This is a genomic window from Mycobacterium sp. 1245852.3 (assembly GCF_001669335.1).
In the GTDB taxonomy this organism is placed as follows: Bacteria; Actinomycetota; Actinomycetes; order Mycobacteriales; family Mycobacteriaceae; genus Mycobacterium; species Mycobacterium europaeum_A.
Map to the genome: position 1 here is coordinate 1 of NZ_LZLL01000182.1, position 15,607 is coordinate 15,607.

Consider the following 15,607-nt stretch of genomic DNA (forward strand, 5'->3'; position numbering starts at 1 on the left):
TTCGTGGTGCATATCGATGGTGACCACCTTCGCGCCGGGCGGCATGGTGGCGTGGACCCGCTTGAGAATTTCGCGGCAGGCATCATCGTCCCAGTCGTGCAGAATCCATTTCATCGTGTAGACGTCAGCGCGAGCCTCGAGCTGACCGAACAGGTCGCCGGTGCGGCGCTCGATCCGGCCGGCCAACCCTCGCTCGCGTAGAAACCCGTCTGCCTGCTCGATGATCTCGGGCGAATCGAGCAGGATGCCCCGAGCGTTAGGCCGACGTTCGAGGATGGCCGCGAGCATGTGCCCGACTCCCCCGGCGACGTCGCAGATGACTCCATGCGTTGGCCATGGATAGGTCCGCACGATGCCGGCGAGGTCGAACTGGGTGAGCTGACGCATGGCGTCTGCGAACATGCTCCGCATGTCGGGGTGCTCGTCCAGGTACTCCCATAGCGACAAGCCGAAAGCCCTTCGGTATCCCGAGGTTTCGGCGCCTTCGCGGAGTTGGGCGTCGAGGTGCGCATATGCGGCTGCCGTGTCGGGGTGCGCGTAGTAGGCGACCCAGGAGGCGATCGATCTGGGGTGGTCGCGACGTAGCGGTGCACCGAGCTTCGTCATGCGTGCACGGCCCCGGCGATCCAGTTTCATCAACCGCGACCCGGTCGCGGCGTTCACGATTCTGACGGTCACGTCCGGGTCTAATCCGAGTTTGTGTGCCAGTTCGACTGGATCGCGTGCGTCCTCGCCGAGGGCATCGGCTAATCCTGAAGAGACGAGCACGCCCGCGATTTTCAGCTTCTGCAACCCGAAGGTGATGTCGGAGAACAGCGCGAACTCCCCCGGCACCGCGGCGTCCGCGAGATCCAACACACGGCGTCGAGCATCGAATACGCCGCGCGCCACCGAACGCGGTAATGGCAAGGTAGGCAGGCGCATCGACATCACCTATCGCCGATCGCCGAAATCCGGCGCAGCCGAAAGCGGGGATGCCGGATCGGTCGTTGGGCAGGCGCGATCATAGTGTCGGGCTCGCTTTCTCGTCGGCCGCAGTTTGGCTGATGTCCGCGGTGGCGGCATGGGCGGCGGGCCACCATTTCGCCAGCGTCGCGAGTTCGGCGGCTTCCTGTTGCAGCGTCGCCGCTCCCGACGCGCCGATCAGCGCCGAGTCCATGTCGGGCAGTTCCGGCGTCACGCCGGCCGCTTTGGCTCTGGCGGCGTACGCCAGGCGCAGGGCTGCGACGGCCGCGTCGCGGTCGCGCGCCGGCACCGGGCGGGGCTTGGTCAGAAAGCGCATTAGCTCATGGTTGGGTATCTCACGGACATATGGGCGAAGTCCCAAGATTGCGTCCCGGATCTCGACGACGGTGTGATGTAGCTGCAGCTGTGATTTTTGGCGCCGGGGCTCCTCGTGGTCAAGGGCGAAGACACACTCTGGGACGACGGTTCGCAGAGCCCGCCGCAGCGGTTGCAGCGTGCGCCAGCTGTGGCTGATGGGATCCAGCCCGAGTGAGCGACGCAGCTTGGTGGCAAGAGGGACAGCCGCAGTCGCGAACACGCCGAATATCATGAAGAAAAGGCCGAACGCGTGGTACTGCTGCCTGAAGTCGGCGGTGTGAGTCCAGCCAAGCTGGTCGGACATTTGCAGGGCGGCCTCTTGGACCACATTCCCGATGCCGGCCAGGCCCATTGACAGAGTGCTGATCGCGATCAAGCGCTCCCGCCGCCCGCTGGCGATACGGAACTCGTGCACGGAAAGCAAAATCATGCGGGCCGCCAGGACCGTCAGCAACGCCGACACGCAAGTCAAGCCCGTCACGCTCTCCCAGCCGACCGTGAACTCGAGGGGCTTTTCTGCGATTCGCGCGGGAGTGCCGAAGATGAGGACTCCGGAAGCCAGTAACACCCCCGCCAGGCGGTAATACCTGTGCTTGCGGCGGGCTTCGGCTTCTGACATCCCCGACCACAGCAGGATGAATCCCATGAATTCGGCGTAGCTGTAACTCATTAGAGCGGTACTCAGTTGCCAGGTGCCTGGTCTCGTCATGAAAGCTGCACTGACGAGCATGTTTTGGACCAGCCGCTCGCGCAACAATTGCGTCAGCAGCAGGAGCACCAACGTGTTGTTGAAGTATTTTTCGTAGAGGTTGGTATTGCACCATCGGAAGCGCCCGAGCAGGACGAGCGTCATGAACGCGATCACAGGCCAGGCGATGATGCCTGGCACGGCGGACGAGCTCACGGGCGGAAGAACACGCTGCTCATCATCGACTTCTGCGTCCCGCCCTCGGCGGCCGCGAGCATCACTATCGACGCGAACATCTCCGCGTCGCGTTCTCGGTCGTCGTCGAAAGCGGTGCGGCCCAGGATCTCCCCGACGCGAGGGTCGAAACCGGCTAGAGCGGTCGCAAAGATCATTTTGTGGTGGCTACCATCACTCCCGCCCGCGATCCCGCGGTCATGTTCCAACACCATGTGCCCGATTTCGTGGCACACGATCTGATCGATGTGGTACTCCGAAGTACCGGCTTCGTGGATGATGATGTCGTCGTCGTCCCGTTTCATCCACAGCCCGCAGGCGCTTATCGCGAGTTTGTCTACCGTCGGGACCACGCGAATCGGCCGACCACGCAAACGGGCGACGGCATCGATAAAAGTGGTGCGATCCCAAGGGACCGGGACGGGCAGGGTACGCACCAGCGCGCGCATGTCAGCCTTAGAAGTCATCTAGACCCGACCATTCTCCTGGCGCCATGGGCGGCAGGTCTTGCAGTTTGCGAATTTCATCGACCATCGCGGCCAAACTGCTTATGGCTTGTGGAGTTAGTCCGGACGTGCGCATGGCCAAATCTCGCACGCCGCTGTCGCGCAATGCTTGCATCAAAGTCAGTTGTGCCTCGATTTTCGGATCAGTGTCGCGATCAATCAGATAGGACGCAGGCACACCGAAAAAGTCGGCGATGGCGCGCAGATGTTGCACCGTCGGGTTGGTCTTGACGCCGTTTCTGAGCTGCCAGAGATAGGCCGGACTGATCGACACGCCCGTCTTGCTGGTTATCGCCGCCGCAGTGGCGGCGTTCGATAGCGGAGGCGTGCCGGCCTGCCGCATCACATCGAACAGCTGGTTCAACTTGACCGCGAGATCCGAGCCGTTCTCAGCAACACGTTGCACCCCGTCTGGCACATTGCCGCGATCCATTTACTCTCGTTTCATCGCAACGTTGTCCTCATATACTGACGTTATCAGCTGCCCGGCCTGCTAACCACCGACTTTTCGATCAACCCCGAATACACGCGCCGGTCATTAGGCTTTGAAAATGCGTTCGTACCGTTATGCCATCGCGGCGGTCATCGGCCTTTTGTCCGCAGGCGTTGCCGCGACGGCGTGCACCAAAAGCATCACCGGACACGCGGTGCATACCCCTGGCGGTGCCGCCACCACCTCGCAGATCGCGACGTCGACACCGCCGACGCCGACCTCCGCTGCGCCCACCGGCCCGCCAGTCGGTACTGCGGTGATGAAGGTCAGCGGCGGAAGCGCCCCGGTCACGATCCGTTACCGGATCAACGGCGGCCCGGAGCAGACCGAGACCAATGTGCCCCTGCCATGGGAAAAGCAGTACTCCGTCTACAACGAAGTGGAGTCGCAGGTCTCCGCCGACGGCGGAGACGCCCCGCTCACCTGCACGATCATCATGGACGGCGACAAACTCGTGTCCCTCAAGAGCGAACCGCGCCCCACCTGCAACTTCGCCTACTGGGGCTGATCGGCAACGCCGTCTGGACCGCACCCGGGAGGCTCCCCGTCAGCGGACCGCTCGTAGGTCATCGCCGGCGGGGGCGGTACCGGGGGCAGCGGGCCGCGATATACGTCGAGATATGGTGCGGCATAAGGGTTTTGCCATGGCCGCACGCCGGCGCGTCGCCTGCGCACATACGTCACGACCAAGACGCCACAGGCCACGATGAGAAAGGCCAGCAACAGGGCTTTCGCGACCAGTGCCGCAGTCATGACGCGGATCTTAGCCCTGATCCGGGCAACAGGCGGACGCCGTACCTGCAGTGCCAAAACCTTCCATCCGTTCCGGCTTTCGCCGGTGACCACTGAGGCTTGAGCGATGCCTGAGACCGCTGTGACCGACCCGCCCAAACCATCCCCCGACACCCCGCCGACCGAACGCCGATTGTCGCCACCGTGCCATATCTTGGAGCGTCCGAGACATGACTGATCGAGACGGAGGGCGCGTGCTGGACGACGACACAACGCTGTCGCCTGCCGACCTGCTCGAGTCCAACCGCGGCCTTCAGGGCTCGCCGACCGTCCGCCTGCTGGCCACGTTGAACCTCAACCTCTATGCGACCCTGATGGAACGCCAGCTCAGTGGCGGTGTGGTCCCCGAGACCGACCTGGTCATTCGCCTCGAGCGCGACCTGGCCGAACTCGACCAGTCGGGTGAGCAGTCCGGCCTGGCCCTGATCAAGTCGTGGGCCAGCCAGGGCTGGCTACACCGGGTAGCCGACCAGCGCTCCGGGCTCGAACGCAACCTGTGCTATTTGACCCAGGAGGCGCGCCGCGCGCTCGACTTTCTGCGGGGCATGCGCCGTCAGGACACCATCGCCACCGGCGGCTCGATCAACGGCATCGCGTCGCGGCTCAAGCAGATCGCGTTGCGGGTCGGCAACGACCCCGCCCGCATCCGCGCCGGCATCGAAGCCGAAATCGCCGCTCTGCAAGCCGAGCTCGACGCCCTGGAGCAAGGCGCCACTTCGGCTGAGGCCAGTCACGACGTCGACCTCACCGACGCCTACGACGAAGCCCACGCCATCGCCCTGCAGATGGAACGTCTGATTACCGACATCGGCCAGTATGGGACGATGATCGAACGGGCCACCGCGGCCCTTGACGAGCCGATCGACAGCAACCTCGAATACCGTGACCGTCAGCGTCGCATGTACGCCGACTACGAGGCCGCGTGGGATTCGCGGGGCCGCGACTCGCACCGTGCCTTCCTGCGGATGATCAACGACCCGGATCAACGGGTCGAGTTCGAAGCCGACGTCGCCGCGGTCGCCCAAGCCCTGCCTGCCCTCGATCCCGCCCTGCGCAAGGTGATGGCCGGCTTTTTCGAACTCGTCGGTCACCAGATCGATGAAGTGGAACGCATCCAACAGCGCTGCGCGCAGCGGGTCAAACGGTTCACCGCATTCGGCACCCTCGAGCAGAGCCGCGGCGTGGCCCGTCAGCTCAACGAGGCCATCGGCGCCGCGCGCAACCTGCTGAAGGCTTCGCTGACCGATTCCCGCCTGGACATCGAACTTCCGTTGGCCCGCCACGCGTTCAGTTCGGTTGGGGCGCTGAGCTTCCGGATCGGTGAGCTGTCCAATCCGAAGCCGGCTCAGGCCGCCGAGGGCGAGGTCGACCTCGCCAGCTTCGCCGCACTCACCACGCAGGTCGACGCGCCCGCGATGTCCGAGATGATCAACACCGCGATCAGCTCCGGGGCCAAGCTGTCGCTGCCGGATGCGGTCGCGATGCTCGATTCGGCCTATCTGGGCCACGTCATCGTGTTGTGGTCGTGGGCGCTCAAACAACCGGAATCCGAACAGGTTTCCGAATCGGTCACCGTCCGCTTTCAATCCCTGGACGGGCGCGACCGCGAGATGGAGGTGCCGTACTTGATGTTCACCGAGCCGGTGTCCAGTCTGCTGGGAGCCACTGCGTGACCGTCGAAGAAACCGTCGACTACAGCGGATTCTCCGCACTTCCCCAGGTCGACCAGACCGCGCGCATCCCGCACCAGCGCCGGCCCCGGTTCGACGGCGACGTATCCGAGCTGCCCGACCGGGCCTGCTGGGCGCTACAACAGCTGCTGACTCGCCGCTACATCAGCGCCGAGGCCGACCGCGACATCTACACGTGGGTGCAGGAATACCGCGCCCAACTGTCCGTCAGACTCTCGGAACTGGATCTGTTGCTGCGCGTCGTCGAGGGCACTTCCGAAACCGACGGGGTCGCGTTCGTCGAGCAGGCCCGCTACGAATCCGCCCGCGGCGTAAAGCTTTTGCGCCGTGAGCCGCTGGGCACCTACGATTCCATCTTGGCGCTGCACCTGGCGCAGATGATGCGCGCCTCCGGTGATCAGGTCGTCGTGATCAGCCGCGAGGAAATGCACGGGCTGTTCTCCGGGGTCCTCAACGACGTCGACCGCGACGCCGTCACCTTCGCCGCGCGCATCGACGGCGCCATCGCCCGGCTGGCGTCGCTGGAGATCCTGCGCAAGACGCGCGACGACGAGGACAGCTACACGGTCAGCCCGGTCATCAACGCCGTCATGACGGCCTCGGTGATCGCCGAGCTGCAGCAGCAGTTCGAGATTCTCCTGCGCGGCGGGGTCCCCCAGGAACGGGGGCAAGGCGACGAGGAGGGACCCGAGGATGACTGAACAGTTCCACCTGGCGCGCCTGCAGGTCATCAACTGGGGTGTCTTCGATGGGTACCACTCCATCCGATTCAGTGCAGGCGGCGCGCTGATCGCCGGCGCCTCCGGCAGCGGCAAATCCTCACTCCTGGATGCCATTTCGCTCGGCTTCCTGCCCTTCAACCGCCGCAACTTCAACGCCTCCGGCGATAACACCGCCGCCGGGTCGAGCGCCGGCCGGCGCACCGTCGACAAATACGTCCGCGGCGCCTGGGGCCAGCGCAGCGACGCCGGCAGCAGCAAGGTCATGTATCTGCGCGGCGACGGCACCGCCTGGTCGGCGGTTGCCGTCACCTACCGCAGCAACACCGGACGCACTGTCACCGGCCTGGTGCTCAAATGGCTCACCGGTAAATCGCGATCGGACTCCTCGAGCCGGTTCGTGCTGGCCGACGGCGACCGCGACATCGAGAACGTCTGCAACCGCTGGGCCGCGGGACGCTTCGACGCGGCGGTGTTCAAAGACGATTGGCGGTTCTCCACCAAGGTGGAGTCGCAATACCTCGCCCAGTTGTATGCGACCATCGGCATCCGGGCGTCCGACGCCGCGCAGCAGTTGCTCGGCAAGGCCAAATCGCTGAAAAGTGTTGGTGGGCTTGAACAGTTCGTCCGGGAGTTCATGCTCGACGAGCCGGCCAGCCTGACCCGGCTGCCCGAGGCGCTCAAGCAGATCGACCCCCTGGTGGATGCCCGCGAACTGCTGGCCGTCGCGCAACGCAAACGCAAGATCCTCGGTGACATCGAGAAGATCCAGCAGCGCTACGCCTCGGAGTCCTCCGACCTGGGCATCATCGATCTCGTCGACCAACCGATGGTCCGCGCCTACACCGATCACGTCCGGCTGGCGCAGTGCCCCGCGCAGATCGAATCGCTCGACGCCACCATCGATCAGCTCGGCAACGAATATGAGGACGTCACCCGCCAGCTCAACCTGGCCAAGGCCGAGGGTGATTCGCTCAACGCGCAGATCAGCGGATCCAGCACCAGCCTGGGTCCGCTGCAGTCGCAGGTGGCCGCCGCCGAGGCGCACGCCGAGCAGGTGTCGCGGCGGCGGACCGCCTATGAAGCCCTGCTCACCGCGCACGGCCTCGACGTCCCGGAAACCGCGGACGAATTCTGGAACCTGCGTGAGGAACTCACCACCCGCGCCACCGAGCTACTGGCAAAACTGGACCGCGGCCGCGAAGCCTCGACCGATGCCGAGTACGCCCAGAAGGTTGCCCGCATCGCCCGCGACGACGCGGCCAAGGAACTCAAACGCGTCGAGCGCGTCGGGTCGGCGCTGCCGGAGTTCGCCCTGACGATGCGTGAAAACATCTGCGCCGCAGTCGGTATCCACCCCGGTGAGCTGCCCTATATCGCAGAGCTGATGGATCTGCGACCCGAACACAGCCGCTGGCGCGTCGCCGTCGAGAAGGTGCTGCGCGGCGTTGGTCTGCGGCTGCTCGTGTCCGACAGCCACTACGCGGCGGTGCTGCGGTTCGTCAACGAAACCAACATGGGTGGTCGGCTGCAGCTGCATCACGTCCGCGCCAGGTTCATCGGCGCGCAGATCACCGAGGCCGAGCCGAACACGTTGGCCGGCAAGCTGTTCGTCGTCGACCCCACCCACGACTGCGCCGCCGAGGCCGCCGACGTCATCGCCGCCGCCGGCGATCACATCTGCGTCGACACCCCCGACGTGTTCCCCCGCTTTCGGCGCGCCGTCACCGACACCGGCCTGTACAAGGACTCCGAACGCCTCGCCATCAAGGACGACCGCCGACCGCTCAAGCAGGCCGACTACATCTACCAAGGCGATGTCGCCGCCAAGGTCGACGCGCTGACCGTGGATCTGGCCCACGCCGAAGAGGCGTATCGACGCGCCTGCAGCGTCGCCGACGACATCGCCGCCGAACGCCAGCAGTGGCGGGACCGGGCCGCGGCGTTCAAGGCGATCTGTGATCAGTACGAGCAGTGGACCCATATCGACACCGAGACCGCCGACGGGCACGCCGAGAGGTTGCGCGAGCAGTTCGAGCTGCTGCTGGCCGACAACCCCGATATCGAGGCGCTCACCGCGCGGGCCGAGGAGTGCTGGGAGCAGATCCAGACCCTGATGACCCGTCGCGGCGCGATCCAGACCCGCCGCGACGACCTCGACGGTCGACGCACCCAGTTGCTCGAGCTTTCCGACCGGCTCGCTCCGGCTTTCGTCTCCGAGCCGCTGACCGATCTGTTGAACCGCTACGCCGCCGACGTGCCCGTCGCGCTGGACATGCTCAACCCCGAACCGCACCGCGACGCGCTGTTCACCGCCATCCGGCGCGAACGCGAGCAGCTGCGCGAAAGCCGCAGGCGCTCATACGATGAGCTCGCGCGGATCCTCAACACGTTCGACACCGCCTTTCCCGACGCGATCCCCAACGACAGCGACGTCTTCGACGAGCGCGTGCACGATTACGTCGCGCTGTGCCGTCACATCGACGAGCGTGAACTCCCCGAGGCCTACGAGCGAATGATGCGGCTGGTGACCGAGCAGGCACCCGACGCCATCCTGACCCTGCACCGGGTCGCCGAACAGGAGGCTCGGCGGATCAGCGAGCAGATCGAACGCGTGAACACCGGGCTGGGCGCGGTGGAGTTCAACCGGGGCACCCGGCTCACCCTGCGCGCCACCGCGCGCAGCCTGACCGCGGTCGCCGAGCTCACCGAGATCGTCCGGGCCATCTCGCGGCGCATCGCCGAGGTGGGCCTCGGCGACAAGCAGGCCATCCTGGACCAGTACGCCGACATCCTGCGCCTGCGTAATCGATTGGCCTCGACGGCTCCAGAAGACAAGGCGTGGACCCGCGACGCCCTGGACGTCCGCAACCGCTTCACTTTCGACTGCGCCGAGTGGGATGTCAGTAGCGATGAGCTGATCCGCACGCACAGCAACGCCGGTGACAACTCCGGGGGTGAGCAGGAGAAGCTGATGGCGTTCTGTTTGGCGGGGGCGTTGAGCTTCAACCTGGCGAATCCTGAAAGTGCGGACAACAAGCCGGTTTTCGCTCAGCTCATGCTCGATGAGGCGTTTTCCAAGTCCGACCCACAATTCGCTCAGCAGGCATTGCAGGCCTTCCGCAAGTTCGGTTTCCAGCTCGTCATCGTGGCGACCGTGCAGAATGCCACGACCATCCAGCCGTACATCGACAGTGTGGTGATGGTGTCCAAGCGCGAAGCCACCGGCCGCAACTCGCGCCCGGTGGCGACCGTGACCACCAAGACGATCACGGACTTCACCGCGTTGCGGCATGAGATGCGGACGTCGTCGGCACTGGTTGCGGCCGGCGTGTGACGCGCTGACCCTTTTTGGGATCGGTAGCCACGCGAAAGCGCAAAAATTTCGCGAGTTTCGGCGTTGAATTTCCGATACCAGCGAAGGGGCACTGCTGTGGCCATCAACGAAATTGCGAGGAAAGTCGTAGGCGCGGCGCTGTTGTCGTGCGGTGTCGTGGTGGCCGGACTGGGGCTCGCCCTCGGCACCGCACAGGCCCAGCCGGGGCCGGTGCCGCAGACGCATGGCTTGGCACCCGAAGACGGGCCGGTGCCGCCGGGTGCGAGCGGGCCGTACACCTGTTGCCCCGAAGACCAAAAGACCGGGCTGCACCCGCAGACCGGGCGCGGATGCCCGGGGACGCAAGTCAACTGGGACGCCAGTCAGTGCCACACCTGGTACGGCGTCGTCTGGGGGCATGGAAACGCCGCCCCCGGGATCTGGGAGGGCGGTCCCCCGCCTCCGGAGGCGACGCGCAAGCCGTGGTGCGGGTTTCCGTTCATGTGTTCAGGAACGCCGTGATGTACCGGTGGCGGCCCATCCGCCGACCGAGCCCTGACACAGGCGCATAACGACCGCTCATTTTCTGCTCAGCGCGGGATCTACATCTTCGACCGCTTCAAACTTCGGTTGATCTAGGAGGATGTATGACCATCGCTGGGAAGACCGTGCTGGTGACCGGCGCGAATCGGGGCATCGGTAAGGCCCTGGTCGAGGAGGCGCTGCGGCGAGACGCCAAACACGTGTACGCCGGCACGCGCCAACCGGCGGCCGATCCGGATCCGCGGGTCACCGCCTTGAGCCTGGACGTGACCGACGCCGCGCAGATCGAGCAGGCCGCGCAAAACCTCGAATCTCTCGACATTCTCGTGAACAACGCCGGCGTGGCACTCTACGACGACCTGAGTGATCGCGCGGTGCTTCAACAACACCTCGCCGTCAATCTCTTCGGCACCTCCGACCTCACTCAGGCCTTGCTGCCGTTGCTGATTCGGTCTCGGGGCGCCATCGTGAACAATCTTTCGGTGAACGCGCTCGCGCCACTGCCACTGATTCCGGCCTATTCGATTTCCAAGGCGGCCGCATTCAACTTCACTCAGTCTCTGCGAGTTCTTCTCGCAGGACAGGGTGTCAGCGTTCACGCGGTCCTGACCGGCCCGGTGGACACGGACATGACCCGGGGCCTCGACATACCCAAGTCGTCAGCAGATTCCGTGGCGCGCGCCATCCTCGACGGGGTCGAGCAAGGGGCCGAAGAAATCTTCCCCGATCCGATGTCGCAGTCGGTCTCGCCGAGCTGGTATGGCGGTGCGGCCAAGGCACTGGAACGTCAGTACGCGGCTCTCCTGAATCGCTGAAGCCGGAGCCGATCCGCTGGGTGTCTCAGAATCCACGCCTGGGTACTAGCCGGCCGGCGGACGGCATTCGTTGGCGCCCGGATCCCACCACCAGCCGTTGTCGCATGCGAGCGGTTGCGGCCCGACACCCAAGGGGCGGCACACGTTGGCCGTCGGGTCCCACCACTGGCCCGGGTCGCACGCCAAGGGTTGCGGCCCGACCCCGAGCGGTCGGCAGACCTTGCCGGTCGGGTCCCACCACTCGCCGTCGGCGCAGTCGGCCTTGCTCACCGCCGGCGTCAACACCGTCACGGCTGCCATCGACGCGAACGCCAGCATGACGATGACGACAGCTTGGCGAATGAATGTCCTCATGGGGACCTCCCCTCGTGGCTATTTACTAATCGAACCCAGCCCAGGCATGCAGGTCAATAGCGTCTTCTGCGCTACGGCAACGGCCGGGCGCCCCCATTGGCGGGTGTCATGTCCGCTAGCGCCGGCGCTAGCGGACATGCGATGCACCGATTGGGTCAAGGACAGCGGCGTCGGAGGCGTGCCGATGAATTCCGGACACAGGACTGGTCAGACCTTTCGCACGGACAAATCGAGAGCAAAGGTGAAGCCATGTCCCCCGAACACACGGCCTTGCCGCCGGTCGTCGATCACCAAACCTGGCGTGCCGCGCTGGAGGAACTGCGCAACCGCGAGAAGGCCGCCACCCGCGAACTGGACGCGATCGCCGCCCAGCGGCGACGGCTGCCCATGGTCGAGTTGCCCGACTACACCCTGGTGGGTGCCGACGGGCCCATCCGCCTGGTCGACGTGTTCGACGGCCGCTCGCAGCTGATCGTCTATCACCACATGTGGGCCGACGGCGCGGAATGGCAGTGCAGCGGGTGCACCGGCTTCACGTCGCAATTCACCCGACTGGAATTCCTCGAGAACTACGACGCCCGGTTCGTCATCGTCACCAATGGACCGATCGAGGAAGCGCTGGCCTACAAGCGGAGAGTCGGCAACCGGATGCAGTGGTACTCGTCATCGCAGAGCCCGTTCGCCGCCGACATGGACGCGCCGCCCGGCGGCGGGTTCGGCGTGAACGTGTTCCTGCGCGACGCCGACACGGTGTATCGCACCTGGCATACGAACGGGCGAGGCACCGAGCAACTCAGTCACTCGTTCGGGCTGATCGACATTCTGCCGTGGGGCCGGCAAGAGGAATGGCTCGATTCGCCGCCAGGTTGGCCGTCGCGGCCCACCTACTCGGGGTGGCTCGACTCCCCCGCCATCGCGGCCGCGTATGGATGCACGACGACTGAGGCCAAACCGTGAGCGCCGCCGAACGTTTCGTCGTCACCCGCACCATCGCTGCCACCCCGGCCGCGATCTTCGCAGTCCTCGCCGACCCGTCCCGCCACCAGAACATCGAGCCCACGGATTGGGTCCGCGACGCCGTGGACACCGCGCCGATCACCGGCGCGGGACAGATGTTCTCGATGAACATGTACCTCACCGCCGCGGGCGGCGACTACGTCACGCACAACCTGGTGCATGTGTTCGAGCGGGACCGCACCATTGCCTGGATGCCTGGGCTGCTCGACGACGCGGGCAACCACACGCCGGGCGGCTGGTTCTGGCGTTATGACCTTGTGCCGAACGGTGATCGCACCGACGTCACCCTCACGTACGACTGGAGCGGTACGCCGCAGGCCTTCCGGGACCGGGTTGGCGAGATGCCCATCTTCGGCGAGGATTACCTCGCTACCTCCCTGGTCGCTCTCGAGCGCTCGGTCGCTGGTTGACCAGCTAAACGGTCAATCCCAGTTCGCGGGTAGGCCAAAGGTGTCGCTGAGTCCTTGCCGCCCGGCGTCGGTGAGCATCACCGCGCGGCGTTGATTGATGTGACGGATCCAGTCCAGATCGAAAAGGCGTCGGGCAAGCGCGGACCCGAGCGCGCCGGCGAGGTGATGGCGTTGTTCGGACCAGTCCACGCAGTAGCGGATCATGGGCTTGCTGCGATCGAGAGGGGCCAGGTCTATTCCCAAGGCGCTGAGGTTTTCTCGTCCCCTGGCGGTGAGCTGGTAGGTCAGGTCTGCGCCCGGAGCCGACAGCCGGTCGGCTGCGGCGGCATCCGGACGGTGGCGTCCGTCGCCGCCGGCGATCAGCTCCCGGTCGAGCATCGCGCTCATGATCGCAACGCCCAACCGCCCGGCGAGGTGGTTGTAACAGGTGCGGGCGCGCCGCAGGGCGTGCGCACGTGTCCCTTGGCGCAGGGAGCGGATCGGCTCGGGCGCAGCGATTCGGGCGAGGGCCTCCAAGGCTTCGGCGACCGGTGGACCGGCCAGACGGAAGTAGCGGGCGCGGCCTTGACGATGCACGGTCAGCAGGCCGGCATGGACCAGCTGGGCAAGGTGTTCGCTGGCCGTCGAAGCGGCCACCCCGGCTTCGGTGGCCAGCACGCTCGCGGGCAGCGCACGCCCGTCGAGCAACGCCATCAATACCCGTGCCCGAGCACGCTCGCCGATCAGTGCGGCAACACTGCCGATATCGGCGTCACCGCCATCCCGGACGGCGACCTCGAGTGCGGGATCGCTGGGCATGCCACCACGATAGGTGGAGGACATTTCGGGCGGCACCGAAGCAAATCGGCATCACGATGGGCCGATGGACACCGACGACACCGCGAACACGACAGCCCCGCCTGGCGCGATCGAGGCAGTGGTTCAGGCTTGGGAAAGCGCCCTGGCCGCTCACGACCTGGACGCCCTGCTGGCCTGTTATGCCACCGATGCGACCTTGGAAAGCCCGCTGGTCGCCCACATCACCGGCACGGACGGAATCCGCCGGGGGCACGCGCAGCTACGGCCGTTTCTCGCCGAGGTGGTAGCTCGCACACCGAAGCTGCGCGCTTATCACCGGGCCGGCTTTTTCACCGACGGTCGGCGGGTGACCTGGGAGTATCCCCGCGCGACGCCTGACGGTGAGCAAATGGACTTCGTCGAGGTGATGGAGATCGAGAGCGGCTTGATTCAGGCCCACCGCGTGTATTGGGGCTGGCGCGGCGTCGAGGTCCTGACGAACGACGAATACCACCGGGATTCCTGGCGTCGGCGACTTTGACGCGCGCCTCTATCCATTCGGCAAGGTAGGGGCGAACAATACGGAAATGGCTCTGAAAACCCGGTCGCACTGGGTGCTCGGGTACGGACTGGCTCGCGCGACGCTGAAGCTGTTGGCTCGCCGAGGCGACCCGTTCGCCCGGCTGGTGATCGACAACCACCAGCCCAACAACGCGCACCGGCTCATTGAGCAGATTCGTCAACGGGGGCGCCTGTCGGAGGTGATCGGCGGCTGGGTCACCGCCGATGCTCAGATTGTCCGAGAGATCTTGCGGGATGACAGGTTTCGGACCTCCAAACCCCACGATCGGTCGCCGTTTCGTATCGTCCAATGGGCTTTTGCGAAAACGAATCCGGGCGTACTGAACGGCCTCGAACCGCCGTCTCTACTGGTCATTGATCCGCCCGAACATGAGCGCCTCCGACGCCTGGTGTCGCGGGCGTTCACCCCGCGGGCGACCGATCGACTGCGTCATCGCATCCAAGAGATCGTCGACGCCTTGGTCGCCGATCTCGACGACAACGCTCGCTGCGACTTGATCGCCAACTACGCCTCTCAAATTCCCATCGAGGTCATCGCCGAGTTGCTGGGAATTCCGCGCGATGAAATTCCTTATCTCTACGCGATGGCCGATCCTGGCGCCAAGCTGCTCACCACCACGGTGCCCTCGTGGCGCGACTTCGGGACCGCCCTCGCGGCCCTGCGCGGGTTCGAAGGTTACCTCGACGCGCACATCGAGCGGCTGCGCCGCAGCGGCGGCGATAACAGCGTCCTGTCGGCGGTGCTGCAGGACAGCGAGCTCACCGCGCTGGAAGTCAAGATGTTCGCGGGGCTCCTGCTCGGCGTCGGCTTCATCACCACCACCCACGCCTTCGGTAACGCCATCACGGCGCTCGTCGATCACCCCGACCAGCTGGCCGGCCTCCAAGCGCACCCCGAGGGCTGGCCCACCGCGGTCGAAGAAACGCTGCGCTACCACTCCGTCGCCCAATTCGGCGCCCGGGTGGCCACCCAAACGCTGCAGATCGACGGCCACACCGTCCGGGCGGGATCGACCGTCTTCCTCAGCATCGCCGGTGCCAACCGCGATCCAGCCATCTTCGAACGTCCCGACGAATTCGACACCACCAGGATCAACGCCCGCGACCACATCGGCTTTGGTACCGGTGTGCACGCCTGCCTCGGTGCGCCGCTAGCCCGGATGGAATTGAACATCGGCTTGCGCGCCCTCTTCGAACGATTCCCCCAACTCGCCCTCGCCGGCGAACCGACCCTCAACGACAGCACCCTTCTGCACGGAGTCAAGCACCTCCCAGTCCATCTCGGGCCCGCCAGGGTCAACGCCGGCTGACCGCGCTACCGACTAACCACATCGGCCGATATTCCCG

The 15,607-nt window shown here is 65.5% G+C and carries 17 protein-coding genes; 10 read left to right on the top strand and 7 right to left on the bottom strand.

Going from position 1 to position 15,607, the window contains the following annotated elements:
- The 4 genes from A9W96_RS07970 to A9W96_RS07985 all read right to left on the bottom strand — a co-directional run.
- The coding region (locus tag A9W96_RS07970) for a methyltransferase (RefSeq protein WP_197499449.1) at positions 1-924 on the bottom strand (924 nt) is incomplete at its 3' end.
- Between the two features lie 79 nt (positions 925-1,003).
- Entirely contained in the window at positions 1,004-2,227 is a 1,224-nt protein-coding gene (locus tag A9W96_RS07975) for a DUF6545 domain-containing protein (protein WP_066876806.1), read from the bottom strand.
- A complete protein-coding gene (locus tag A9W96_RS07980; protein ID WP_156752829.1) occupies positions 2,224-2,694 on the bottom strand; it encodes a hypothetical protein in 471 nt (156 codons plus the stop codon). Before A9W96_RS07980 ends, A9W96_RS07975 begins: the two co-directional genes overlap by 4 nt.
- 7 nt (positions 2,695-2,701) lie before the next feature.
- Positions 2,702-3,184 carry a helix-turn-helix domain-containing protein gene (locus A9W96_RS07985; RefSeq protein WP_082972096.1) on the bottom strand — a complete coding sequence of 161 codons (483 nt, stop codon included), beginning with the start codon at positions 3,182-3,184 and terminating at the stop codon, positions 2,702-2,704.
- Between the two features lie 118 nt (positions 3,185-3,302).
- On the opposite strand from A9W96_RS07985, the gene A9W96_RS07990 reads away from it, so the two are divergent.
- Positions 3,303-3,752 (top strand): hypothetical protein, encoded by a 450-nt coding sequence (locus A9W96_RS07990; protein ID WP_067020873.1) that lies wholly within the window; start codon positions 3,303-3,305, stop codon positions 3,750-3,752.
- Here the strand turns inward: A9W96_RS07990 and A9W96_RS30255 are convergent.
- Positions 3,740-3,997: a hypothetical protein gene (locus A9W96_RS30255; RefSeq protein ID WP_082972097.1), complete on the bottom strand. Its 258-nt coding sequence runs from the start codon at positions 3,995-3,997 to the stop codon at positions 3,740-3,742. The two genes, A9W96_RS07990 and A9W96_RS30255, sit on opposite strands and share 13 nt — an antisense overlap.
- Positions 3,998-4,206: 209 nt before the next feature.
- Between A9W96_RS30255 and A9W96_RS07995 the strand changes: the two genes are divergently transcribed.
- The 5 genes from A9W96_RS07995 (at position 4,207) to A9W96_RS08010 (ending at position 11,120) form a co-directional block, all read left to right on the top strand.
- Positions 4,207-5,709 carry a DUF3375 domain-containing protein gene (locus A9W96_RS07995; RefSeq protein ID WP_067138818.1) on the top strand — a complete coding sequence of 501 codons (1,503 nt, stop codon included), beginning with the start codon at positions 4,207-4,209 and terminating at the stop codon, positions 5,707-5,709.
- Positions 5,706-6,428: a DUF4194 domain-containing protein gene (locus tag A9W96_RS08000; protein WP_067138820.1), complete on the top strand. Its 723-nt coding sequence runs from the start codon at positions 5,706-5,708 to the stop codon at positions 6,426-6,428. Before A9W96_RS07995 ends, A9W96_RS08000 begins: the two co-directional genes overlap by 4 nt.
- Entirely contained in the window at positions 6,421-9,783 is a 3,363-nt protein-coding gene (locus A9W96_RS08005) for an ATP-binding protein (protein ID WP_067138822.1), read from the top strand. The genes A9W96_RS08000 and A9W96_RS08005 overlap by 8 nt, the downstream gene beginning before the upstream one ends.
- Positions 9,784-9,879: 96 nt before the next feature.
- Positions 9,880-10,284 (top strand): hypothetical protein, encoded by a 405-nt coding sequence (locus A9W96_RS31315; protein ID WP_156749135.1) that lies wholly within the window; start codon positions 9,880-9,882, stop codon positions 10,282-10,284.
- Positions 10,285-10,409: 125 nt separating this feature from the next.
- Positions 10,410-11,120: an SDR family NAD(P)-dependent oxidoreductase gene (locus tag A9W96_RS08010; protein WP_067138824.1), complete on the top strand. Its 711-nt coding sequence runs from the start codon at positions 10,410-10,412 to the stop codon at positions 11,118-11,120.
- Positions 11,121-11,165: 45 nt separating this feature from the next.
- Here the strand turns inward: A9W96_RS08010 and A9W96_RS08015 are convergent, their stop codons facing one another.
- Positions 11,166-11,474 (bottom strand): hypothetical protein, encoded by a 309-nt coding sequence (locus A9W96_RS08015; protein ID WP_066873232.1) that lies wholly within the window; start codon positions 11,472-11,474, stop codon positions 11,166-11,168.
- Positions 11,475-11,723: 249 nt separating this feature from the next.
- Here A9W96_RS08015 and A9W96_RS08020 point away from each other — a divergent pair, with 249 nt between their 5' ends.
- Both A9W96_RS08020 and A9W96_RS08025 read left to right on the top strand, forming a co-directional pair.
- Positions 11,724-12,431, top strand: a complete 708-nt coding sequence (locus A9W96_RS08020) for a DUF899 family protein (protein WP_066873235.1) — start codon at positions 11,724-11,726, stop codon at positions 12,429-12,431.
- Positions 12,428-12,901 carry an SRPBCC family protein gene (locus A9W96_RS08025; RefSeq protein ID WP_066873238.1) on the top strand — a complete coding sequence of 158 codons (474 nt, stop codon included), beginning with the start codon at positions 12,428-12,430 and terminating at the stop codon, positions 12,899-12,901. Before A9W96_RS08020 ends, A9W96_RS08025 begins: the two co-directional genes overlap by 4 nt.
- Before the next feature lie 12 nt (positions 12,902-12,913).
- Here A9W96_RS08025 and A9W96_RS08030 read toward each other — a convergent pair whose 3' ends face one another.
- A complete protein-coding gene (locus A9W96_RS08030) occupies positions 12,914-13,699 on the bottom strand; it encodes a helix-turn-helix transcriptional regulator (RefSeq protein ID WP_067138832.1) in 786 nt (261 codons plus the stop codon).
- Between the two features lie 64 nt (positions 13,700-13,763).
- Between A9W96_RS08030 and A9W96_RS08035 the strand changes: the two genes are divergently transcribed.
- Positions 13,764-14,219, top strand: a complete 456-nt coding sequence (locus A9W96_RS08035) for a nuclear transport factor 2 family protein (protein ID WP_082972101.1) — start codon at positions 13,764-13,766, stop codon at positions 14,217-14,219.
- A gap of 46 nt (positions 14,220-14,265) precedes the next feature.
- On the top strand, positions 14,266-15,570 hold the full coding sequence (locus A9W96_RS08040) for a cytochrome P450 (RefSeq protein WP_067138826.1): 1,305 nt from the start codon (positions 14,266-14,268) through the stop codon (positions 15,568-15,570).
- The last annotated feature ends 37 nt before the right edge of the window (positions 15,571-15,607 follow it).